The sequence below is a fragment of the Methanolobus sp. ZRKC5 genome, assembly GCF_038446525.1.
Lineage (GTDB): Archaea > Halobacteriota > Methanosarcinia > Methanosarcinales > Methanosarcinaceae > Methanolobus.
The window spans coordinates 1452279-1476276 of the sequence record NZ_CP151792.1 but is presented as its reverse complement, the minus strand read 5'-3'; the positions used below and the strand labels follow the sequence as shown (position 1 = coordinate 1476276).

25 protein-coding genes are annotated in these 23998 nt (G+C 41.9%); 16 read left to right on the top strand and 9 right to left on the bottom strand.

The annotated features are described in order from the left end of the window. Window positions 1-51 precede the first annotated feature (51 nt). A complete protein-coding gene (locus WN948_RS07285) occupies window positions 52-1083 on the top strand; it encodes a TRM11 family methyltransferase (RefSeq protein WP_342306341.1) in 1032 nt (343 codons plus the stop codon). Here the strand turns inward: WN948_RS07285 and WN948_RS07280 are convergent. Genes WN948_RS07280 through WN948_RS07270 form a run of 3 tightly spaced genes read right to left on the bottom strand, consistent with a single transcriptional unit; the run spans window position 1071 to window position 3511 of the window. Then, complete coding sequence (locus WN948_RS07280; protein WP_342306340.1) at window positions 1071-1646, bottom strand: M48 family metallopeptidase; 576 nt, start codon at window positions 1644-1646, stop codon at window positions 1071-1073. The two genes, WN948_RS07285 and WN948_RS07280, sit on opposite strands and share 13 nt — an antisense overlap. A gap of 28 nt (window positions 1647-1674) precedes the next feature. Next, window positions 1675-2484: a tRNA pseudouridine(38-40) synthase TruA gene (gene truA / locus WN948_RS07275; protein ID WP_342306424.1), complete on the bottom strand. Its 810-nt coding sequence runs from the start codon at window positions 2482-2484 to the stop codon at window positions 1675-1677. A gap of 16 nt (window positions 2485-2500) precedes the next feature. Then, window positions 2501-3511, bottom strand: a complete 1011-nt coding sequence (locus tag WN948_RS07270; RefSeq protein WP_342306338.1) for a helix-turn-helix domain-containing protein — start codon at window positions 3509-3511, stop codon at window positions 2501-2503. A gap of 136 nt (window positions 3512-3647) precedes the next feature. On the opposite strand from WN948_RS07270, the gene WN948_RS07265 reads away from it, so the two are divergent. The 4 genes from WN948_RS07265 (at window position 3648) to ablB (ending at window position 8994) form a co-directional block, all read left to right on the top strand. Then, window positions 3648-4715 carry a formate--phosphoribosylaminoimidazolecarboxamide ligase gene (locus WN948_RS07265; RefSeq protein ID WP_342306337.1) on the top strand — a complete coding sequence of 356 codons (1068 nt, stop codon included), beginning with the start codon at window positions 3648-3650 and terminating at the stop codon, window positions 4713-4715. Between the two features lie 638 nt (window positions 4716-5353). After that, a complete protein-coding gene (locus WN948_RS07260; protein ID WP_342306336.1) occupies window positions 5354-6610 on the top strand; it encodes an ATP-binding protein in 1257 nt (418 codons plus the stop codon). A gap of 244 nt (window positions 6611-6854) precedes the next feature. After that, a complete protein-coding gene (ablA, locus tag WN948_RS07255; RefSeq protein WP_342306335.1) occupies window positions 6855-8168 on the top strand; it encodes a lysine 2,3-aminomutase in 1314 nt (437 codons plus the stop codon). Further along, complete coding sequence (gene ablB / locus WN948_RS07250) at window positions 8161-8994, top strand: putative beta-lysine N-acetyltransferase (protein WP_342306334.1); 834 nt, start codon at window positions 8161-8163, stop codon at window positions 8992-8994. The genes ablA and ablB overlap by 8 nt, the downstream gene beginning before the upstream one ends. Here ablB and WN948_RS07245 read toward each other — a convergent pair whose 3' ends face one another. After that, window positions 8995-9438 carry an Lrp/AsnC family transcriptional regulator gene (locus WN948_RS07245; RefSeq protein ID WP_342306332.1) on the bottom strand — a complete coding sequence of 148 codons (444 nt, stop codon included), beginning with the start codon at window positions 9436-9438 and terminating at the stop codon, window positions 8995-8997. Between the two features lie 191 nt (window positions 9439-9629). Here WN948_RS07245 and WN948_RS07240 point away from each other — a divergent pair, with 191 nt between their 5' ends. The 4 genes from WN948_RS07240 (at window position 9630) to WN948_RS07225 (ending at window position 12825) form a co-directional block, all read left to right on the top strand. Further along, window positions 9630-10109, top strand: coding sequence for a 3-isopropylmalate dehydratase small subunit (locus WN948_RS07240; RefSeq protein ID WP_342306331.1), 480 nt, complete (start codon window positions 9630-9632; stop codon window positions 10107-10109). A 57-nt stretch (window positions 10110-10166) separates the two neighbouring features. Next, window positions 10167-11294 (top strand): isocitrate/isopropylmalate dehydrogenase family protein, encoded by a 1128-nt coding sequence (locus WN948_RS07235; RefSeq protein ID WP_342306329.1) that lies wholly within the window; start codon window positions 10167-10169, stop codon window positions 11292-11294. 306 nt (window positions 11295-11600) lie between these two features. Continuing rightward, window positions 11601-12137: a B12-binding domain-containing protein gene (locus tag WN948_RS07230; RefSeq protein ID WP_342306327.1), complete on the top strand. Its 537-nt coding sequence runs from the start codon at window positions 11601-11603 to the stop codon at window positions 12135-12137. A 379-nt stretch (window positions 12138-12516) separates the two neighbouring features. After that, entirely contained in the window at window positions 12517-12825 is a 309-nt protein-coding gene (locus tag WN948_RS07225; RefSeq protein ID WP_342306326.1) for a hypothetical protein, read from the top strand. 29 nt (window positions 12826-12854) lie between these two features. Here the strand turns inward: WN948_RS07225 and pyrH are convergent, their stop codons facing one another. The 4 genes from pyrH to WN948_RS07205 form a co-directional block, all read right to left on the bottom strand. Beyond that, window positions 12855-13559: a UMP kinase gene (pyrH, locus tag WN948_RS07220; protein ID WP_342306325.1), complete on the bottom strand. Its 705-nt coding sequence runs from the start codon at window positions 13557-13559 to the stop codon at window positions 12855-12857. Window positions 13560-13569: 10 nt separating this feature from the next. Next, window positions 13570-14304, bottom strand: coding sequence for a hypothetical protein (locus WN948_RS07215; RefSeq protein WP_342306324.1), 735 nt, complete (start codon window positions 14302-14304; stop codon window positions 13570-13572). Between the two features lie 12 nt (window positions 14305-14316). Continuing rightward, a complete protein-coding gene (gene asd / locus WN948_RS07210) occupies window positions 14317-15348 on the bottom strand; it encodes an aspartate-semialdehyde dehydrogenase (protein WP_342306323.1) in 1032 nt (343 codons plus the stop codon). Between the two features lie 62 nt (window positions 15349-15410). Beyond that, a complete protein-coding gene (locus WN948_RS07205; RefSeq protein WP_342306322.1) occupies window positions 15411-15587 on the bottom strand; it encodes a 4Fe-4S binding protein in 177 nt (58 codons plus the stop codon). Window positions 15588-15761: 174 nt separating this feature from the next. Here WN948_RS07205 and WN948_RS07200 point away from each other — a divergent pair, with 174 nt between their 5' ends. The 7 genes from WN948_RS07200 to WN948_RS07170 all read left to right on the top strand — a co-directional run bounded on the left by WN948_RS07200 (window position 15762) and on the right by WN948_RS07170 (window position 22780). Continuing rightward, window positions 15762-16514, top strand: a complete 753-nt coding sequence (locus WN948_RS07200; protein WP_342306321.1) for a type IV pilin N-terminal domain-containing protein — start codon at window positions 15762-15764, stop codon at window positions 16512-16514. 52 nt (window positions 16515-16566) lie between these two features. Continuing rightward, complete coding sequence (locus tag WN948_RS07195; protein WP_342306320.1) at window positions 16567-18753, top strand: ATP-dependent DNA helicase; 2187 nt, start codon at window positions 16567-16569, stop codon at window positions 18751-18753. 130 nt (window positions 18754-18883) lie between these two features. Beyond that, a complete protein-coding gene (locus WN948_RS07190) occupies window positions 18884-19300 on the top strand; it encodes a spore germination protein GerW family protein (protein ID WP_342306319.1) in 417 nt (138 codons plus the stop codon). 39 nt (window positions 19301-19339) lie between these two features. Continuing rightward, the gene (locus WN948_RS07185) at window positions 19340-20059 is read left to right on the top strand and encodes a DUF2953 domain-containing protein (RefSeq protein WP_342306318.1); all 720 of its coding nucleotides are present in this window, start codon (window positions 19340-19342) and stop codon (window positions 20057-20059) included. Window positions 20060-20086: 27 nt separating this feature from the next. Then, on the top strand, window positions 20087-21046 hold the full coding sequence (locus WN948_RS07180) for a beta-ribofuranosylaminobenzene 5'-phosphate synthase (protein WP_342306317.1): 960 nt from the start codon (window positions 20087-20089) through the stop codon (window positions 21044-21046). A gap of 1 nt (window position 21047) precedes the next feature. Then, window positions 21048-22088 (top strand): rRNA biogenesis protein, encoded by a 1041-nt coding sequence (locus tag WN948_RS07175; protein WP_342306316.1) that lies wholly within the window; start codon window positions 21048-21050, stop codon window positions 22086-22088. After that, entirely contained in the window at window positions 22085-22780 is a 696-nt protein-coding gene (locus WN948_RS07170; protein ID WP_342306423.1) for a fibrillarin-like rRNA/tRNA 2'-O-methyltransferase, read from the top strand. Before WN948_RS07175 ends, WN948_RS07170 begins: the two co-directional genes overlap by 4 nt. 126 nt (window positions 22781-22906) lie before the next feature. Here WN948_RS07170 and WN948_RS07165 read toward each other — a convergent pair whose 3' ends face one another. After that, window positions 22907-23869, bottom strand: coding sequence for an ATP-binding protein (locus WN948_RS07165; protein WP_342306422.1), 963 nt, complete (start codon window positions 23867-23869; stop codon window positions 22907-22909). Window positions 23870-23998 lie beyond the last annotated feature (129 nt).

Here is a 23998-nt window from a genome sequence, read left to right as displayed (position 1 = left end):
TCGTCCATTGAAACGCTTTAAATAGTACTTCTATTCTCTATTGCAGTTATTATGCTGTATGCTTTTGAGTTATCCGGGGAGCACGCTGTCCTGCCATGTAAAGAAGTATTTGCATGTCTTTCAATGGTAGGTCTTGAGTACAGTGAACATGCTTCTTTTGACCAGTGCCTTGTTCTTGATATTGAAGGTGAGTCTGTCGATGAGAAACTTCTCTTTATCGCAGACCGGCTTGCTATGTCCCATCACATACTGAAAGTGGTGGGAATCTGCGATTTGGACGATGATTCAATTATAGCAATGTGTGAGGACTCCGATCTTGCCGGGTTTTTGTCCGAAGGTCAGACATACGTTGTTCGCGCAAAAAGAATCAAGCACCATGGTGATGTCAACAGAGAACATATTGAAGGCATGCTTGGGGGCAGTATTTTCCGCAAAGGATTCAGGGCAAATCTCAAAAACCCTGATGTAACATTTCGTATTGTAATGACTGACCGCGCAGTCCTTGGTACGATTATGGTTTCTGTTGACCGGGGTGCGTATGAACACCGTGCGCCACATAAGAAACCATTCTTCTATCCAGGTGTGCTTATGCCCAGGATTGCAAGGGCGTTAGTGAACATTTCACAGGTAAGGTCTGATGAATCTCTTTTTGATCCTTTCAGCGGTACAGCCGGTATTCTTGTGGAAGCCGGGCTGGTGGGTGCCCATGTCATCGGTATCGAAGTCCGTCATAAGATATCCCACGGTGCCAGGCTGAACCTTGATGAGTATGAAACCGATTATTCTCTGCTGGTGGGCGATGCCTGTCGGGTTCCACTCAAAGACTCATGTGTCGATGCAATTGTGACCGATCCTCCATATGGTCGCTCTGCTGCCATAAGGGCTGAGTCCCTGTATCACCTGTATTCGGACTCCTTCGCTGAAATGTACAGGGTACTCAGGCATGGGAAACTCGCAGTAGTGGTGTCTGAGATAAAAGTAGTAGAATTTGCAGAGAATGCAGGTTTTGCAGTTCTTGATGTATTCACGCAGAAAGTTCACAAGAGCCTGACAAGGACCTTCACTGTTCTCTATAAGGACTGATCAATGCATTGTTTCTGTATAAGTGACCAGTATGCTGCAAGCATTGTCTCGTATTCCTTATGATCTGAAAAACGTTCTTTAATATAATTCCAGAAACGAGGACTGTGGTTGAGTTCGATGAGATGTACCATTTCGTGGAATACTATATACTCAACGATTCTGTCTGGCAGGTGTCTCATATGACTGTTAAAGTTCAGGTTTCCTTTTGAGCTGCAACTTCCCCACTTTGTTCTCATTTTTCTGAATCTTATCCTTTGTGGTTTTACTCCAAGCTCCACTTCGATCTTGATGACAAAGGAGTTCACAAGTTCTTTCAGTTCCTCGACAGACCTGCCTTTAACTAACTCCACATTCGAGCATACATCTCTTAGTTTCTCCATCCGGGAATACTTGTTATATATCCATCTCCGGTGCCTGTGGATGATCATCTCGTGATTCTTGTGGGCATGCGGTACTATCAGGTACAAATGGTGGTCCCTGAACTCAAGTCTTGGATTTTTTACATCTCTGTGTATGAGCTCATAGTCTATGACCATGTCCTTGATATTTGTCGTAAAATGCATTAGTTATGATAAAAAAGTAAAGAAAAGTTTATTCCATGGGAATCAGATTATCCATCACTTCTGCCATGACGCGGTGGCGTACCATATAATCGTGTACGTTCTCACTTGCCCTTCTTATGGCGTAACCATCCTCACACCAGTCTATAGGTTGCATGTATTCTACTTTCATAAGGGTCAATCCATATGCAGATGCAGGTTCCAGTCCTTCTTCGTAAGATTCAGGGTCAAGCATTTGATTAAGCCACTGTTCGTCTCTTACTCCGCTTCCCACCATTGTAAGGGCAGTAACCATCTTTCTGACCATATTCCTAAGAAAACTGTTTGCCTGTATGTCGATTTTTGTCAGGGTTCCGCTGACACGTACATCTATTTTTTCGACATTACGGATTGTGCTCCTGTCTCTTTGTTTGGTACAGAAATTTGCATAATCGTGCTTCCCTACAAGTATCTTAGACGCAGATCTGATTTTGGAAATGTCGTATTGTTCCCCGCTCATGACGTATCGGTACTTACGGCTGACAGCCCATCTTCTGGGATCAAATTCATCGGGGACTTCTGCATATGCCCATACCCATATTGAGTTTGGGAGGTTGGAATTGATTACCCTTGGTATGGCAAGGTTTGGCTTATCTGTGTCAAATGCAACTACCTGTTCCCTGGCATGAACTCCTGTATCTGTCCTCCCGGAACTTGAAAATCGTGCTGATTTCGGGTCTTTAATGATCTCCAGTTCAGTGAGTGCACTGAACAGCTCACCTTCTATCGTTGCAGCATCCGGCTGAACCTGTGATCCATTATATCCGGTGCCTACGTATGCTATTTTCAGAGCAACTCTCATACCGTTCACTCAGGCCTCATATGTTCTTTTTTCTATAATACATTTCTCTTACGAACAACAAAGTGATAATAAAAATACATCCAAATAGGAACCAAATGCTGACATGCGACAGGAATTCATGCTGAAATATTCCGGATGCAGGTTCGGCAAGTGCTGTCATGTTATCAGTGATCCCAGTTGAAGTAGGGAGTGCAGGTGTCTGGTTCCCAGCAGCTGTGTTCACGCCTTCTCTCAAAAGATCAGTTCCTGCATCGGTTCCATTTGGTGCAGATGATGCAAGCATCTCGGGGCTCGCACCATCAATAGGCAAACTATCTGAACTTAATGATTCGGTGGGCACATCGTAATCAGGGACATCTGATGAAACCATCTGCTCGTCAAAATCAACATCCATGGCAACATCATCTGCAGGTAGTTCGGCTTCGGTGAAACCTCCAGCTTCCATTTCTGGTATGTCCTGCTCCATTGCTTTTCCACTTTCTGCAAAAGTATCCACCATGGCTTCTTCAGTAGCAATATCCTTGCTCATACCTGCCATTGGTTCTTCATCAAACATTCGGGCAGTAGCAGCTTCCTGCGACATTGAGGGTCCGGCACCCATACTTAAGTTTCTTGTTATGGCCTCAAGTCCGGTGGCTGCAAAAACAGCACCTGCAACAAGTCCCAGGTATTTTTTCAGCATGCTTAAAATGGATGATCTGTCGCTTTTCATATTACCTGGGGCGACGACTATCAATTTTTGTACCGGTTCGTATATCTTTACTTCTCTTCCCTTGCGGCTCCACTTTGTTTCTTTGACCTTTATGAGGTCTGCTTCTATGAGTCCGTCAAGGTTGTACTTGACAGTTGTAAGCGGAAGTTCTAATGTTTCGGCCACGTCGCTTGCAGACATGGGTTTATCTGCAAGTATATCAAGCATTTTCATTGCTTTCTCATTGGAAAGTACCTGGGTGATCTTTTTAGATCCTTCTCCAAGGGGTACAATGAGCACTTTTTCAGAATTTGTGTTTTCTTCGCTCTCTCCCATATAGTGCAGTATATAAACATAGGCTTATATTTTTTCCTTTAACTTCAATTCTGTTTGAAGTCTTCACTATTTCAGGAGCAACTCGAAAAGTTAAAGAATAGCTAGAACAATATGAGATAAATTCTAGGGGCTTATTATGATTACAAAAGAAAACATCATGGAAATTGTAGGGAACTATGATCTTGACAATATTAGTATTGCAACCGTATGTTCTCATTCCAGTCTTCAGATCTTTGATGGGGCAAGGAAAGAAGGCTTCAAGACTATAGGAATTTGCGTGAAACAGCCACCAAGATTCTATGATGCTTTTCCACTGGCAAAGCCAGATGAATTTATTGTGGTCGACAGTTATCAGGATATTCCTAATATAGTCGATGAACTCGTGGCTAAGAATGCCATTGTGATTCCTCATGGTTCATTTGTAGAATACCTGGGAATCAATAAATTTGCTGAACTTGCGGTTCCTACATTTGGAAACAGGGCAGTTCTCGAATGGGAATCAGACCGGGAAATGGAAAGAGAGTGGCTTGAAGGCGCTGGAATTCATATGCCAAAGCAGATCAAACCGGAAGATATCGATGGTCCTGTAATGGTAAAATATCATGGTGCTAAGGGCGGACGTGGTTTCTTTATCGCGAAGAATCAGGATGAGTTCGAGGAACACGTAGATCCCAATGAGAAATACACTATTCAGGAATTCATAGTCGGTACACGATATTATCTTCACTACTTCTATTCTCCTCTTCAGGAGGAAGGTTACCAGCTAAGCGAGGGTATACTTCAGATGCTCAGCATGGATCGCAGGGTAGAATCAAATGCTGACGAGATTTTCAGACTTGGTTCACCAAAAGAGTTGGAAAATGCAGATATCCATCCAACATATGTGGTAACAGGAAATGTTCCGCTTGTTGCAAGAGAATCTCTTTTGCCATTGATCTTCGAACTTGGTGACAGAGTCGTTGAAGAGTCTATCAAACTTTTCGGTGGAATGATTGGTCCATTTTGTCTTGAGACCGTATTCACAGACCAGCTTGAGATCAAGGTATTCGAAATATCTGCAAGAATTGTTGCAGGAACTAATATCTACCCAAATGGTTCTCCATATTCCGATTTTGTGGAGCCGGGACTTTCCACAGGAAAGCGTATTGCACAGGAGATCAGGGCTGCCATAGATTCCAAACAGCTTGATAAGATCCTATCATAATACAAGATAAGTCCATGAATATGCAGTAAATGCAGTTTTCATGGATTACTCGATCTTTTTTGCTTTCTTATTTTGTAACTATTCAGCCTACCACAATTAGCCTATTGATACTGATTTAATCAAAACGGAGATGTTTGCTCACTAACAACCTAAGAATCAAAAAAGCAATCAATGGCAACAATCAAAATTAATGATCCTAATAAAATGTAGGTCTCAACTTTTTGTCAAGATTGCTATTGATAGTGTTTTTATCAGGCTGAATAGTTACCTTATTTTTAAATATTTGAATTCGTTACTTTTTAGTCTGATCAACTGGTTTCTGCCAATTAAAAAAGCTTTTTGCTACTTAGTTATTGTATCAAAAGAAAAGAGGAATCTCACATAATGATGGTTTGGGTGAAGTTTGGGGAATGATACATTTAAGAATTAATGCATCAGAGGGGAATGATGTGATGACGGAGATTCCTCGTTCACCTACATATGTATAGACCTATATATATTTTGTTAATTTGTTTTGTTCCATCTTTTTATTTTTAAGTGTCTGCTGCAGTTCATTTTAATCTTTTAAAATAGTACATTTTACAATTTGGATGCAAATAAAAAATACTATATACTGTGGGTATATTTCTTTCTTTTACATGAAAAACTCTTTAAATGCAGGTGTTTCAAAACAGCAATACATCCTTGGTGGAAATGGTGAAGATGTTCTCCTTTATCTTGGGAGGTATCTTGCACGTGACAGGTCTTCAGGTTCCCATGTTTCCATGGATGTAAACCACCCTCATGCTGTATTCATTGCAGGGAAAAGGGGGTATGGTAAATCGTACACCATGGCAGTTCTTATGGAAGAACTGATGATGCTTCCTGATGGGATCAAAAGTAATGTTTCTTCTGTTGTCATTGATGCAATGGGAATTTTCTGGACACTTAGAAAGAGCAATGAGATACAAAAATCCACCGTTCATGAGTGGGATCTGGAAACAAAGGGTTTTGACATTGATATTTTCGTACCTGCAGAAAGTTTGAGAAGCTATGAAGAACGGTATATTGTAGTTAAACCGCTGTCCTTGCCAATATCACAAATGGACGGTCACGAGTGGTGTAAATTGTTTGGCATAGAGACTGTTTCTGCACCTGGTGTTCTGACCATCAGAATTATTGATGATCTAAAAAAGAATCTGACATTTTCCTTTGATGATATCATCGATCTGGTAATGGAGGATGAACGTTCTGATATAGTGACTAAAGGTGCTGTGGAAAACCATTTCAGAACTGCTATATCATGGGGTATATTCGCTGAAAAGGGTGAGGGAATTGAGGAAATGGTCAGGGGTGGCTCTACGTCTGTTATTGATGTAAGTACGATAAGAAGTGAGGTTGTAAGGTCTGCGCTGGTCAGTTCCATCGCCCGGAATATCTATCATCTCAGGCTTGAAGCCAGGCGTTCCTATGAGCGAATGATGATGGGGGATAAAAATGTTGAAAAAGGCATTCCCATGGTATGGTTGTTCATTGATGAGGCCCAGCAGTTCTTACCATCCCAGGGGAGTACTCTTGCTTCAGACGTCCTGTTGAATGAGTGGCTGAAGCAGGGACGTCAACCCGGTCTGTCATTGGTGCTCGCAACCCAGCGACCTTCTTCCATCCATCCTGATGTGCTTTCACAGTCAGATATTGTTATATGTCATCGTCTTACATCTCAGGATGATATCAGTGTTCTTGAGTCTGTCAGGCCAACCTACATGAAGGAAAACTTTGGTGATTCTATTATGAAAATGGGCTCTGAGAAAGGAGCAGCATTTGTTGTGGATGATAACACAGAAGCAGCTCACATAATCAGGATGAGACCACGTCTTAGCTGGCATGGCGGGGATGATCCGGCAATTATTTCCTGATTCTATCTTTTCCGTTTCTGCATAAATATGCCTGTATATTAGTGGAATAGTCAGAGAAGTTATATATTAATATAAAAGGTTCTTTATGCAGAACTAAGCAGTTATATGTTAATATAGAAGATCGACCGCAGGAAATTGTTTGTGGTGAACAGTAATTGTTCCAAAAACCGGAATTATTTATTCTGTGGTATTCTGTTTTTCATTATCTTCTGTAAACTTAAATCTTATACTGATAAGTGATTCGATGAAATCATACCAACGCAGGCAACAAAATATTGTAGATAGAATTGATTCTGAAGAACCTTTGACAAAATGGAATGACTGGAAATGGCAATTGAGACATTCAGTCACTGATATTGATACATTTGAAACGCTTCTCAACATCAAATTTGAAGCAGATGAAAGAGAAGCGCTTGAGAAGACGCTGGATACATTCCCGTTATCCATAACTCCTTACTACCTTTCGCTTATTGAAGTAGAAGATTTCAGGAATGATCCTATCTTCATGCAATCCTTTCCTTCACCTAAGGAATTAATCCTTTCCTGCGATGACATGAAAGATCCGTTAAGTGAAGATCACGACAGCCCTGTACCTGGAATGACACATAGGTATCCTGACAGGGTACTTTTCCATATAAGTAACGTATGTTCTATGTATTGCAGGCACTGCACAAGAAAAAGAAAGGTGGGTGATGTAGATTCCATCCCTGTAAAAGATGAAGTTCTTCAGGGAATTGAATATATAGCCAGCAATCCGGAAATAAGGGATGTTCTGCTCTCAGGCGGTGACCCATTCATGCTTTCAGACGAGTATCTGGACTGGATCCTCACAGAAATTAAGGCTATTCCACATGTGGAAGTCATAAGAATTGGCAGCAGGATGCCTGTTGTTCTTCCATACCGTGTAACTGATAATCTTGTGAATGTGTTGAAAAAACACCATCCTGTGTGGGTAAACACCCATTTCAATCATCCTCGTGAAGTCACGGCTTCTTCAAGAGCAGCCCTGCAAAAACTTGCGGACGCAGGAATTCCGCTGGGTAACCAGACAGTTCTGCTTGCAGGTGTGAACGATTGTTACAGGATACTGAAGAAGCTCTTCCACAAGCTGGTAGAGAACAGGGTCAGACCATATTATCTGTACCAGTGTGACCTTTCAGAAGGCCTTTCACATTTCAGGACCTCTGTGGGTAAAGGTATGGAAATAATGGAAAATCTGATTGGTCACACCAGTGGTTTTGCAGTTCCATCCTATGTGATAGATGCTCCCGGTGGCGGTGGAAAGATCCCAGTCATGCCAAATTATCTTATTTCCTGGTCCACTAACAAAGTTATCCTGAGAAACTATGAGGGTGTGATCACTTCATATGCGGAACCGGATTCATATGAAGCTGTATATTGTGACCGGAAATGCGATGACTGCAAATTACAGTTAAAACTTGATGATGCAAAGGAATCACAATCAGTGGGAATTGCAAGTCTGCTATCCGATTATGACGATGCATTGAGTCTGGTGCCTGAAGATACCGCGCGAATGGAGAGAAGGAACGTTGAGTGATCAGGTCGTAAAGCTCGCAGGTTCCCTGATACAACATGGTTCATTCAATGACCGTGTGTATCTAATGAAGCTTGTGACAGATGACTTTGAGCATTTGCCATCCGTCATTGAAGAAATTGCGCAGGAAAATAATTATTCTAAGATATTTTCAAAGATACCTGTATCTGCAAAGGAATACTTCCTGAGCAGAGGTCACGTCGAAGAAGCCCATATACCTGGTTTCTTCAATGGAGATGAAGATGCAAGTTTTATGGCAAAGTATCTTTCTCAGGCGCGTATGGAGGAACTGAATACTCAGGAGAATACTTCCGTTCTGAAGGCTGCTATCTCAAAGTTCAATGTTTCCAAAGATGTGAAACTTTCAGATGATGAACAATTCATTGTTTGCAGTGAAACGGACACGACGGAGATGGCCGATTTGTACAGACAGGTCTTCCCAAGTTATCCTTTTCCCATAAGTGATGCCACTTATTTGCTTAAGACAATGTCTGAAGATTTTGTTTATTTCGGAATAAGGAAACACGGCAAACTTGTTGCGGTGTCGTCATGTGAGATGGATATTGCCAACAGCAATGTTGAGATGACCGATTTTGCCACAGTTCCTGAATCACGGGGAAAAGGCTATTCCTATTATCTGTTGGCTGAAATGGAAACGAATATGCGTGATACCGGAATCAAAACTGCATATACCATTGCAAGGGCCAGGTCATATGGTATGAATGCGGTTTTTTCACGTCATTCCTATATCTATGCCGGAACTCTTGTAAACAACACCAATATTTCCGGGGGTATAGAAAGTATGAATATATGGTACAAAAAGCTTTGATCAGACGTAATAGATACTGTCTTTGATACTTTTGGTTATAATCTCTACACTGTAATTCTGTACTGGTATCTCGTAGAGAAGATGATTGTTTATGAAGTTGGTTAATTCTTCTTCATTATTGAAAAGACCGAATGCTTTGATGGAGTATTGGCCGGTTGTCTGGTATATTTTGATGAATTCATCAATTTGCATAAGTTTCTTTATGCTTTCCTTTGTTTTTTTAGGCTCCATTTCCAGATTGAATATTACAAAAGTGTGTTTTCCAAACTTTTTAGGATTCAATAATACTGTATAATTTTTGATGTATCCTTCATCTTCCAGCTTCTCAAGTCTGTATCTTACTCCGTTCTCGCTGAGATCAACTTCTTTAGCTATCTCTGATATTGGCGTCCTGGCTCCATTTTGCAGCATGGAAAGTATGACTTGATCCTTTTTGCTGACCATCTGCTTAAACTTGGGTTTGTTACTACTAATGATTTTTCGTTATGGAATGCTCTTGCACCATTTATTGTTAACTTTTAGTAATATGTATGCAACTCTCTATTTGCCAGTAGTATTATTTACTATAATGATATCTAATGTATAGTTTCAACTTTAGTATTGATAATCATTAATAATCTTAATCAGGTGGAAATATGAACGGAAAAGTCTGGAAATTTGGAGACGACGTTGATACGGATGCTGTAATCCCGGGAAGATATCTTATCATGAATACCCCTGAGGAGCTTGCAGCACATGCTTTTGAAGGCGTAAGACCTGAATTCCCAAAAGAGGTCAAAGAAGGTGACATCATTGTTGCCGGTAACAATTTTGGATGCGGTTCTTCAAGAGAACACGCTCCAATTGCACTGAAGGGAACAAAGATCAGCTGTGTGATCGCTAAATCATTCGCACGTATCTTTTTCAGGAACTCAATTAATATCGGCGTGGCACTTCTTGAGTGCCCTGACACTGACAAAATAGACGATGGCGATGAACTGGATGTTGATTTTGCTTCCGGTACAATCAAAAACGTCACAAAGAACGAGCAGTATAATGCAACACCTCTGCCAGAATTCGTAAGGGGCATTATGGATGCCGGCGGTCTGATCGAATACACAAGACAAATAATTTGATCATAGTCTGATCATTATCTTTGTTATTATCAAGAAAATCTTATCTTAGGAGTAATCATGACACAGTATAAAGTACCTGTAATTCCAGGAGACGGTATAGGACCTGAGATCATTGCCGAGGGCCGTAAGGTAATCGATGCTGCAGGTGAAAAATTTGGATTTGATGTTGAATGGACAGAGTTCCCACACGGTGCTGACCACTATCTTGAAACCGGGGAACTTATTTCAGAAGACTCCCTCAAAGAGCTTTCTAACTATTCTGCTATTTACCTTGGTTCAATAGGTGACCCAAGGGTGGCACCAGGTATCCTTGAGAAAGGTGTATTGCTTGCTGCCAGGTTCTACTTTGACCAGTATGTGAACCTTCGTCCTATCAAGTTGCTTGAAGGTGTATGGACACCTATAAAGGACAAGACTCCTGCTGATATTGACTTTACAGTTGTCAGGGAGAACACCGAGGACTTCTACATCGGTATTGGCGGACGCGTAAAGAAGGGCGAAAGCAAGGACCTTCTTGAAGTCTCAAGATCTCTTTATTCTGCAAAGTTCGGTCTTGACATCGAGACTGACAGTGAGGAGATTGGCTATCAGATCGGTATGATTTCAAAGGAAGGTACACAGAGGGTCATCAGATATGCATTCGATCTTGCTGAGAAGAGCAAGAAGCACGTATCATCCGTTGACAAAGCAAATGTGCTTTCCGATATCTACGGTTTCTGGAGAGAGGAATTTACGAATGTTGCATCCGAGCACCCGGACGTTACCACAGACTTCAACTATGTTGATGCAATGACCATGTGGTTCGTGAAGAATCCTGAGTGGTTCGATGTTGTTGTAACACCAAACATGTTCGGTGATATCATCACTGATCTTGGAGCAATGGTTCAGGGAGGGCTTGGACTTGCACCTGGTGGAAACATCAATCCAGAAGGTACCAGTATGTTCGAGCCAATCCATGGGTCTGCACCAAAGTACAAGGGAATGAACAAGGTCAATCCTATCGCTACTATCTGGGCAGGCGCTATGATGATTGAGCAGCTCGGTGAGAAGGAAGCTGCTGATTCTATCGTTTCAGCCATCGAGACAAACATACTCGAAGCAAAGGTCCGCACTTATGATATGGGCGGTTCTGCAGGTACTTCAGATGTTGGTGACGACATCGCAAGAATAGTTCTTGGAAAGTAATTCTTCTTGTGCATCCATTTAGGATGCATTTTCTTATATTTTTCTTGATTTTGCATTTATATATGATATTAGTTTCATTTTGAATATATTGTACAAATATTTTAGGGGATTCTCTCATTTTATTCCTCTAATTATTATTTTTCAATTTATTTGGTACATTATTATTTAATCATATGGATAAATGAATGTTCTCTCCCGTGCTGTCGATGACTTTATGAACAATGGTAAAATTGTCACAAATACTACTCAATTGCACGTAACTGCTGCAATTTGATATTATTTTATCCAAATCAGAGGGATGATCAAGTGTCTCAGGAAAAAACTATAAAGCAACTCATAGAGAAAGCAAGGAATTCGGTTCTGGATTTTGATGAGAAGGGCGCAGAGGATGTCTCCAGGGATGCTCTGGAAATGGGTGTGGATATCAATGAGTTTATTGAGAAGGGATTTATAGAAGGCATGAAAGCGATCGGGGACATGGTTGAAGAGGGAAATGCATGTCTCCTTCATATTTTTGCAGCATCCAGTGCTATGAAAGCAGGTCTGTCCGTTCTTGAGGACTGTGAGCACTGCAAAAAAGCAAATGATAGTACGGTAATAGAACTTATCAATGAAGGCCACAGGGATGAAAAGATAGATGTTCTCGAAACAATGTTCAGGATAAACGGCTATGATGTCGTAGAGATTCCGGATAATGTTCCAATAGTCGATTTTATTGAACAGGACAGGGGATTTGTTGACATTCCCAGTTCATGCAAAGAAGAACTCATGGCAACACTTGCAGCCAATCCTAAAGTAACGACTTTTCAGCTGTGTGATATGAGAAACAATACTATTTGTTAATTTCTTGTAACTATTCAGCCTGATAAAAACGCTATCAATAACAATCTTGACAAAAAGTTGAAACGTAAATTTCATTAGGATCATTTATTTTGATTGTTGCTATTGATTGCTTTTTTGATTGTTAGATTGTTAGTGAGCAGACATCTCTATTTCGATGAAATCAGTACCAATAGGCAAATCGTGCCAGGCTGAATAGTTACAATTTCTTTTTTATTCTTTTTTGCGTGTATATCATCATAATGATGGTGATTATATTGTTTGGAATAGATATTCTTATATATTTGAAATCTCACCCTTAAGTATGAAGTTATGGCTTAAATGGGCCTGTATTCTAAAATGCTTTAATAATTGACCTTTCACTAAAGGAGTGTGACCTCGTATGGCAAAAACAATTGCAGAACTGGAAAATGACCTTGATGTCATGAACGAGATGTTTCGTAAATATATAAAAATCTCTTTAAATTATCAAACACAGATTAATAACGCTGAAATTCCTGATGATCAGCGTAATGCCCTGATGGAAAAACTTGCAGTTGAAAATGCGAAGGTTCAAAAAGCAAAAGAGCAAATGCAAAAGTTCGAGCAGACCCTTGAATCTCTCAAAACGTCCAATCAGAAACTAAAAGAGGTTGCTTCCTGTCAGGAAACACCCAAAGAATCGTCAGAATATCTTGTGGCTTATATGTAAAAAGCCACAAATTGTATTTTCAATAAAATTTAACCAATTATTCTGGTTCCAAGATAAACTTCTTTTTTATCTTCGTTATTCTCGCTTTCCTGCATAATGACTTTCAGGACATTCTGTGGGTCGCTGCCTTCCATTACTATGGTTTCAATTTTGCAGCGCTCTATTATTTTTGCAGCCAGTGGGTCAACAGGTGATTTTGATCCTGCTTTCATTTCAGTTGTCATCACCGTGTTTACGAGTTGCTTTGCTGTCATTGTGTCATATTTGATTGCCTGCGGATCCTTACGTGGGTCTGCAGAATAGACCCCGTCAACGGCTGTGGATATGACCAACATGTCCGCTCTGAGATATTCAGTGAGTATTGCAGCTACTGCATCGGTTGTTTGTCCGGGGATAACTCCTCCCATGACAATTATCTTTCCAGAAGAAAGCACTTCCTGAGCCTGTTTGTAGTCCTTAGGGGGCTCGGGATAGGCGGCATCTCCAAGTGCAGATATCAAAAGTTTTGCGTTCAAGCGGGTTATGTCTATGCCTATGTAGTCACATTCAACCTCATTTGCACCTGTACTGCGAGCCACATTGATGTAATCTCTTGCAGCTGCGCCACCTCCGGTTATTACCACTATATCATGCTCTTTTGCAAGCTCTTTAAGCGCATTAGCATATCCCAGAAAGCTATCCGGACTAAGTTCTTTTGCCAGTATCGATCCACCGACTGATAATATAATTAACATGATAATCTCTCTAGTCGTTCTGTTTTGATTTTAAAAGTAACGCTATGGATAAGATTGCAATAGCTCCCATAATTGAAGAAAAGCCGGGGACAAGTGTTGATATTGACAATGGTGACTTGTTCAGGGTCATACTTTCACTATGAAGCGCATTGCCGTTGTAAAGTCCGAAGACTTTAATGTCGTCTCCTATTCCGAGGTCAGTAGATCCATAATAATAAATTTTTAAGGCGTTATCTTCTTTGTCCACAATGTTGACGATATATCTCCCCATACTCATTTCACGACTTGATACATTCCCAACAACGGTCATGTATCGTCCATTATGGGCAGCTGGTTCAATGGAAATGCTACTAATATTAACAAGTCCCATATCCTCAATTGGATAATGGAGTACATATGTGGGTATTAAAGTGCTTTCTCTTATCGGTTCATATCTGAATTCCCCGGTGACCATGGTTTGATCACTCACATTGAACCCATCAAAAAGTTCAATTTTCGATATGTCGATCCTCAATGAATCCGATTCATCAGTAAGGGTTGCAGATTGCTTAGTCAATTCTGAAATATTTCCTATGACGCTTATCTTGCGATAAGCCATCGTACTATCATAGGCTGTGGGGTCTTCCTTTATTATGGTAAGGGGCACAATTTCCAGTTCGAACATTGATGCATATGTGCTTGTGACAGTACAACTGAGTAACAGTATTGCCATGAATATCGTTCTTATCGTACTGCCAGTTAGCATTATATCGCCTGTTTACAGTTTTCCCAATTTGTGAAGTAATTCGGCATTGAGCACGCTGGCTCCGGCTGCTCCACGAATGGTGTTATGTCCCATAACGGTGTAGCGTATGCCTTCTCTTATGCGGCCTACTGAGATTCCCATTCCATTGCCCATATTTCTGTCAAGGCGTGGCTGTGGCCTGTCCGGTTCATCTCTTACGGTAATGACTGGATTAGGTTCAGTTGGAAGGTCTCCAAGTCCGGGATTGAAATTGGTGAATGCTTCCTTTACCTGCTCTGGAGTTGGGTTCTGTGTCATCTTTGCCCATATGTTCTCGGTGTGTCCATCCATTACAGGTACTCTGTTACAGGAGGCACTTACCTTGATGTCCGCATCTATTATTTCTGCACCGTCAAATTCTCCGAGGAGTTTAAGTGGTTCGGTTTCCACTTTCTCTTCTTCACCGCCAATGTATGGAACAACGTTATCAAGTATTGCCATTGAAGCGATTCCATCATACCCTGCACCGGATATTGCCTGCATGGTGGCAACTGTGACGGATTCAAGCCCGAACTGCATAAGTGGTTTGAGTGTTGGGACCATGACAATTGTAGAACAGTTTGGGTTTGTTACAATGTAACCATCCCATCCGCGTTTATCCTGCTGTACATCAATGAGTCCAAGGTGGTCTGCATTGACTTCCGGAATCACAAGAGGAACATCTTTTTCCATCCTGTATGCAGATGCATTACTTGCAACAGCGAATCCTTCCTTTGCAAACTCAGCCTCAACTGTTTCTGCGTAGTCGGATGGCAGTGCTGAGAATACAACATCAGCATCAACTTTCTTTGCGTCTACCGGCACAACTTTCATGTCCTTGACAGAGTCCGGAAGTTTGCTTTCAAGTCTCCAGTTTGCTGCTTTTTCGTATGTCTTGCCTGCGCTTCTTTCTGATGCTGCAAGTGCTGTTATTTCGAACCAAGGGTGGTTTTCAAGTGCCTGGATGAATCTCTGACCGACAGCACCTGTTGCCCCCAAAATACCTGCTTTGATTACTTCTGGCATGAGTCTCCCTCTGGAATAAAAAAAGAATAAAAAAGTAAAGAATATGGAATAAAATATTATTTTTATTCCATTGATATTGCGTCTGTTGGGCACACGTCAACACATGCACCGCAGTCCAGACATTCGCTTGCTTCAACTATTGCAATGTTTTCACCGTTAAGTGTAATTGCCTCTGCAGGGCACTCATCTATACATGTTCCACAACCGACACATTCATCGACAGTAATAATTGCTACCATTTGTTTTACGCTCCTTTGCATTGCATAACAATGCGTATTCGTTTTTATAGATACATACTATATAATAGTAGGCTTCTACACCCTATCATAACACAAGTGGGATAAAAAGCTATCGTTATCAACCTTAAATCGAGGAGCTCGTGCTCTTATTACTTCATTCATTGGTTCTTTAATATGCCTATGGACGCTGGTATTTTTAATTTGTGTTGTATTATACTGGTGATGAATATATTAGGGCAATTAAGATTAATTTATATAGTCAGTATCAAAATTACGCCCATGGAAAAACAAATTTTGATTTTCAGATGGCATACGGAAGGTGTGTCGCCTGTGATAGGAGTTATACTGATGCTTTTTCTGACAATACTATTGGCAGGCATCACAGTCTCTTCAGTGTATGGCGGGGATGCTGCATTGTCCTTAAGCAAAGCTCCTATGGCTTTAATTGAGGTGGAATATGTGGAAGGTGGTGTTCGAAATTATCCTACTTATGTACAATACAAAGAGAACTTCCTATATCTGGAACATATGGTTGGTGATCCTTTGCAGATTGGTTCCACTAAGATCATAATATCCGGTGAGGGGAGTAGTTATGAGGGTGTTGTCCCACATGGGACACGGCATTATGGTGAAGTTTCCATAAATTATGCTTCTCTTCTGTTTGAAGGAAAGAAATCCGTATATGCTTCAAGGAATCCGGATATTTCAGATGGTGCTTGGTCTGCAGGTGAGAAATTGATTCTGAATGGTGATGATGCTATCAACGGTAGCATATTTTCTACAGTATCAGTGGACATAAATGGGGTGCCAAATACTGCAAATCATTATGGGTTGAAGGAGGACAGCATGGTCACTATCAAGATATTCGACAAGGAGTCCCAGTGTATTATCTCGGAATTTGAATGTGTGGTCACTCCGGTAGATTGATGCTCCATAGTATCAAAACCGTTTAAGTAATGTGAGGTCATAGGGGTAGTCGATGAGCGGTAAAAGTGGATACATGAGATATTTTCCAAAAGAAACCTGTTATCCAAATCAGCAGGAGGCAATGGACAAGATTCATTCTTCCCTCATAAACAAAGAGATCATACTTTTTGAAGGAGCATGTGGTACAGGTAAGACTCTCAGTGCCCTGGCACCTTCTCTGAATGTGGGGAAACAACTCCAAAAAACGGTGATCATAGCTACTAATGTTCATCAGCAGATGGTCCAGTTCATCAACGAGGCACGTGATATCAGGCAAACTAACGATCTGAAGGTTGCAGTGGTAAAAGGCAAGTCCGCGATGTGCCCTAATGAGACTGATTATGAAGAATGCAGGCTCAAACGCGAGAACACTTTTGAACTTCTGGAAACCGAAAGGGAGATCGCTCTTAAGAAACAGGAAATGAAGTCTGCGTTTGAGAATTACAAACGGTCAAAAGACCCTGCACTTGTGGCACTTCGCGATGCTCTTTCAAAGGAGCTGGATGTTGCCGAGGAAAAAGCAACAGAACTTCGTAAACGTTCATGTGATGAACTTTATGAGGTGCTGCGTTACGACGGTGAAACTTTCAGGCAATGGTTGTTCGATGATGTGCGTACCCCTGAGGAAGTAAATGAATATGCTTTACAGAAAGGGATGTGCGGCTATGAACTACTGAAACGTGAACTTAAGCATGCAGAACTTGTTATCTGCAATTTCCATCACGTATTGAATGCGGATATATTCATGAGAGTGCTCAACTGGCTTGAAAAGGAGCCACAAGATGTCATTATTATATTTGACGAAGCACATAACATTGAATCTGCTGCAAGATCACATTCATCTATCACTATCACAGAGCATACGTTGGAGAAAGCGATTGCAGAGGTCGAGGCAAATGTCGATCAGATGCCGGATAGCGGTGCTCATAATTTATTAAAAATACTTCGCAATGTTATGGTGGAGATATATAACTCCCGCTTCAAGTTCGGTGAGCGGGAGAGGGTTGGAAAACACTGGTACGATATGCGTATAAGTGACCCCTACGAGCGTAATGATATGGTCGGGGGTAAGTTCTTTAAGCTTGCAAAGGACGCAGGTTTCAAAGACGAGACCTCTATACAGAAAATTCTCTCAGAAGCAAGTGCATTCGGTGAAATGCTTGATGAGAATTATCGTGAACAGTATAAGAAAGGCTTGAGCGGAGTCCTTAAGCGCTCAAACATACGCTATGCTGCAGATTTCCTGTCATCGTATCTTGTGCTTTCTAATAATCTGAACTACTATCCGGTCCTAAATGTCAGGCGTGATCTTAGTGATGAAATATATGGTCGTATCGAACTTTTTACATGTATTCCTAAGAATGTGACCGAACCTCTATTTGATTCGCTTTTCTCGGCAGTTCTTATGTCAGCTACCCTGCGTCCTTTCGATATGATTAAATCTACTTTGGGAATCGGAAGACCTACTTGCGAGATTGCTTATGCAACATCATTCCCCGAAGACAAACGTCTGACACTATCAGTTTCAGTTCCGCCTTTGTTTGCAAAGACCAGAGATGACCCTCAGACCTTACAGGCCCTTGAAGAGGTCATATTCGATGCAATAGAGCACAGTGAAGGCAATGTTATCATCTTTTTCCAGAGCTCATTTGAGGCCAGAAGGTACTATAAGAAACTGGAATCCCGGGTGGATGCACCTGTTTTCCTTGATGAGGTCGGTGTTTCATCTCAGGAGATAAGGGAAGATTTCTTCAAAATGGGAGAATCCGGTAATAAGGCTGTACTTGTTTCGTATCTCTGGGGCACATTGAGCGAAGGCATTGATTATCGTGACGGCAGAGGCAGGACGGTAATAATAGTAGGTGTCGGCTATCCAGCCTTAAATGATCGTATGAATGCTGTCGAGTCGGCTTATGATCATACATTCGGATATGGTGCAGGATGGGAGTATGCCGTACAGGTACCAACCATCCGTAAGATACGTCAGGCAATGGGCAGGGTCGTACGCTCTCCAGTTGACTATGGTGTGAGGATACTTGTTGACGGACGTTTTACTACATCTGCTCCTAAAAAATTTGGAAAATTCTCAGTGTTTGAAATATTCCCTCCAGAGGAAAGGGAGGAATTCATTGATGTGGAACCCCAGAAGGTGAAATACTCTCTTATGAATTTCTTCCAGGATAACACAGAATCCCAATGATTTCTATGGCTATGGTTTTTACATAGTTCCGATATTTTATAGAGCATGCTTCTTTATGTTTTGAATATTCTTTTTTAACTGGTAAGTGATATTACTAATGAAAGTCCATTATTATTAAAGGGGTTTTAACATGGCACTTGAAGATCTGATGAAAGAAGTATCCGCAGAACTTGAAAGACTTGTGAGCACCAAGACCGTTGTCGGGGAAACAATGGTTGTTGGAGATACCACCATTATTCCAGTTACCAAGGTTTCATTTGGATTTGGAAGTGGCGGCGGCGAGGGTAAGAAGAAAGGTGAGGAAGAAGGCTTTGGTGGCGGTGGCGGCGCAGGTGCAAAGATAGAGCCTGTGGCATTCATTGTAGTTTCACCAGAGGGCACACGCCTGCTGTCTTTATCCGGTCATACCGATTTTGGCAAGATACTTGAGTCTGTTCCGGGACTGATCGAGAAGGTCAGGTCTATGAAGAAAAAATCAAAGAAAGATGAGAGCTGTCAGGATGATTCAGAACCCTGCGAAGGGACAGATGAGTCTTCTGAAGACTGATCTTTCTATTTTTATTTATTGTCCTGGCGGGGAGCAGCCATGTTATCTGTCTTAATGGTGATACTGCTTCTTATCGTGCTTGTTGTACTTGTATTTTTACTTATTCTCTTTACTGCTATTGATATTGTTTTTGAAGCACAGGGCTCCGGCAGTGATATAGAACACAGGGTCTCCGTGCACTGGCTACTGTTTTCCTATTGCATCAGTCCGACAGACGACAAAGAAAACGAATTTGGTTCAAAAGGTGATCAATATTCTTCAATTTCTGGGGTTGATGTTCCTGAGGGTAAAGGGTTGGATAAGAAAACAGTCAAGAGGGAAGTTAAGGGTGGCAAAAAAGAACCTTCTAAGTCCAAAAAATCAAAGGACATATCTTTTTCAGAGATATTACAGGCTTTCAGGCAACTGAGGTCACCTGCAATCAGGTTGTTGCAGGGAACAATCCATGCCATCAGGATACCATATGCAAGGGTCAATATGGTGTTTGGTTTTCCTGATCCTGCATATACAGGAATTGCATGTGGTTATGTCCATGCGTTGAAGGGTTATTTTGCCTGTCACTCTGATAATCTGAAAATGCAACTGGAGCCGGATTTTATTGACAGCAGGCTGGACTTTGACATGAAAGGATCTGTGAGGATTCGGTTGTATCGTTTTATTCTTGTGATCCTGTTCTTTGTTCTGGATAGGAATGTGCTGCGTTTTTCATGGCAGTTTTTTATTAACAGGTATTCTAAAAAGTCAAGTGTTAATCTTTAATAGTATGTGTCACTGATACTTCATGACATGATTACTATTAAGTCCCCATCAAGGCTCCATCTCACTCTTATTGATATGAATGCCAGTCTTGGCAGAGTGGATGGTGGCACAGGTATTTCTCTGGCATCACCCCATGTTGTGATCAGTGCAGAGAAGTCCGATACGATTGAAGTGGTGGGTGATTCGTTCCTCGGGGAAAGGATGGAGAATGCTGTGAGGCAAGTCCTTCCTGAAGGTGAGGGTATTAATCTTAAGATTGAAGAAGATATGCTGGCACATGTCGGTTTTGGTTCTGGTACACAGGCAGCGTTATCTGCGGCTGCGGCTGCTAATGAGTTGTATGATCTGGGCATGAGTGTAAGAGAGCTTGCCATTGCAGTGGGACGTGGAGGCACTTCAGGAATTGGTGTAGCGTCATTTGAGATGGGTGGTTTCATTGTTGACGGAGGCCACAGGTTCAGTGACAAGGGTTCATTCTCCCCATCGTCTGCAAGTAGGGCAGACCCTGCTCCGGTGTTGTTCAGGCATGATTTCCCTGACTGGGACATAGTTCTTGCACTTCCCGAGACCTTGGGGGCACATGATGCAAAAGAAGTCAATATATTCCAGAAGGAATGTCCAATTCCTATTAATGAAGTGCAGGAGCTGTCACATATCATCCTTATGAAAATGATGCCTGCCATAATGGAGAAGGACATCGAGGCTTTTGGTTATTGCATTAATCACATACAGAATATCGGTTTTAAGAAACGTGAGGTACAGCTTCAGCACCAGGCTGTGAGGGATGTTATGACGCTGATGCAGGACAATGGTGCATATGGTGCAGGTATGAGTTCATTCGGGCCTGCAGTTTACGGTATAGTTGACAACAATGAGGATGCTGCCTATCTGCAGGAGGATGTGCAGGAACTTCTTGATAATACAATAGGTGGCAGGGTGATTGTCACAAAGGCAAATAATACCGGTGCGGAAATAAGGAGGGTGTGATATGGAATTCACTACATGGTTTGGAAAACTTCAGCTGGATACTGAGGGTGAGGTAGAGGATTGTAAGCTGTTTGATAAGGATCCGGAAAAGCTGGCTGAACTTGTCTTCGAGTCACAGGAGAATGTGCAGGATGTTCCGCTTAAGCGTCCTGATCTCCGTAAGGCTGCTCTGGAGTCTGGCTTTGTCGAGCTTGATGAGGATTATGATATACTCCTGAGGGATGTGTGTATCAGGGCTGCAAAGAGCCAGATATCACAAACCGATACTGATGATTCAAGGGTAATCCAGGCAGTTGAGGCGCTGGATGATATCGATAAGAATGTGAATGAACTCAGTGAGCGCCTCTTTGAGTGGTATGGAAGGTATTTCCCGGAACTGGATATGACAGGCGAGAAGCTTGCAAAATTTGTTTCTGCCTATGGCTCAAGGGCAAATGTGCCTGAGGACCATGAGTTGTTCGAAAAGTCATCACAATCTATGGGTGCTGAGATATCATTTGCAGATGAGGAACTTTTGAGGGCTCTTGCCAATAACATTTGCAGTCTGTATGATACCCGCAGGTATATCGAAAATTACATTAATACTAGTATGGGCTCGGTTGCACCGAACCTTTGCAACATTACAGGAGCATCTATTGGTGCCCGCCTTATGAGTATGGCAGGAAGCCTGCAGAAACTTGCTGCTTTCCCATCCAGCACAGTCCAGGTGATTGGTGCGAACAGGGCGCTTTTCAAGCACCTGCGCTCCCGAGCACCATCCCCTAAACATGGAATTATCTTCAACAATCCGATTATCAAGAATGCGCCCTGGTGGCAGAGAGGAAAGCTTGCAAGGGCACTTGCTTCCAAGATCAGCCTGGCTGCAAGGACTGATTTCTATTCCGGTGAACTGGAGCCATCCATAAAGGATGCCCTTGAAAAGAAACTGGAACATATCAGGAATACTAATCCAAATCCGCCAAAGAGGGAACCAAAGCCCCAGTCAAAGGGCAAGGGCGGTAAAAAAACACATAGATGCAAGAGGAAAGGCGGTAAGCGCTGATGTCAGTTAAAGAGTTATATCGCGGTATCTATGAATTGGATATTGGTGACAGGAAGGTGCTTGCAACCAGAAATATCATGCCCGGTCTGAGCGTATACGGTGAGCGTCTCATTGTTGACGATGGAATTGAATATCGCCAGTGGGACCCCAGCAGAAGTAAACTAGGAGCCATGGTGCTCAAGAATTTCGAGATCCCAATAGAACCGGATTCCGCAGTACTCTATCTAGGTGCTGCCTCAGGAACAACGGTGAGCCACGTCTCAGACATACTAACAGACGGCCTGGTCTACGCAGTCGAGTTCTCCCCACGCACCATGCGTGACCTTATTCAGCTCTGCGACCAGCGTCCTAACATCATCCCGATACTGGCTGATGCCAACAAACCCCAGTCCTACGCACACATTGTGGAAAAAGCGGATGTCATCTTCCAGGACGTAGCCCAGCCCAATCAGGCTGAGATTGCAGCCATCAACTCAAAGTACTTCCTAGAGGAACACGGCCACCTGATGCTCTCCATCAAGTCAAGGAGCATCGACACCGCAGCCAGCCCAAAAAAGATATTCAAGGAAGAGGTCCGAAAACTTGAAAGCGACTTTGGCATTGAATCTGAGGTACTGCAAAGAAAAGAGCTTGACCCGTTCCACGAGGACCATTTAGGTTTGGTGGCACGGATGTTTGTGGATGAAGATTGAAGTAAGCTGTATGTAAATAAGGTTTTTTGGATTTAGTGCCTGTGCAGCCATACGCCGCAGGCGGCACATTCCATTATCAGCAATAATCTGTAACACATAAGCAATAACGGCAATTTTAAATATGTTTCATTCCAGCATCCATTTCCAGATGGGCGTCACAATTATTTTTCTGCCATTCATTTTAATCTCATCTTCGCTGTCATCGGTGAGGATGAGGCCTTCTTTTAATTTGTAGGCTTTTAAGGCTTCCAACAGTCCTTCAATCTCTCTTTTTCTGGTATCTGGATTTTCAAGGCTCTGCGTGACCTGGATTGCTTCTCTTATGTTGTAGCCGTCCCTTATGACAAAATCACATTCTTTTTTATCTCTGTGATAGTAGACTTCTTCGTTTCTTCTTTTGAGTTCCATGAACACAATGTTCTCAAGGATTCTTCCGTAGTCTTCGGATGTCCTGAATCCCAGTATCTTTGCTATGGCAGTATCCACGAAGTAGACTTTTTTGCTGGAGTAAACCTGTTTTTTAAGGGAAGCAGAGAATTTTGGTACAAGAAAAGCGAGATAGCTGTTCTCGAGGTACTCGAAGTATTCCTTTACTGTTGTTGCACTGGAAAGTCCAGTGAGCTTTTTGATATTGTTGTAACTGATCTCCTTTGCGATATTAGATGCTGCAAAGTAAGCTGTTGTTTTCAATGCCTTTTCATCTTTGAGATTGTATCTTGCAACTATATCTCTGTAGATTATGTTCTCATACAGTGTCTTGATATAGAGCTCATCCCGGTTTTTCACAAATTCCGGTATTCCTCCAGTTTCAATATACTCATTGAAGTGTTTCTTGATCGTACTCTTTTCAACGGTTGTAAGTACGTTTGACGAAGGCAGCTCATATTTTTTGAAATCGAGAAATTCCTTGAACGAATAAGGATACAATGAATAGCTAAGATGCCTGCCAGTCAGATGAGTTCCCATTTCCCGACTCAGCATACTTGCATTTGAACCTGTGACATATATCTTTTTTCCACCGTCATGCAGCCGTCTGACAAATCTCTCCCAACCCGGTATATTCTGTATCTCATCAAAAAAGGTAACTATTCAGCCTACCACAATTAGCCTATTGATACTGATTTAATCAAAACGGAGATGTTTGCTCACTAACAACCTAAGAATCAAAAAAGCAATCAATGGCAACAATCAAAATTAATGATCCTAATAAAATGTAGG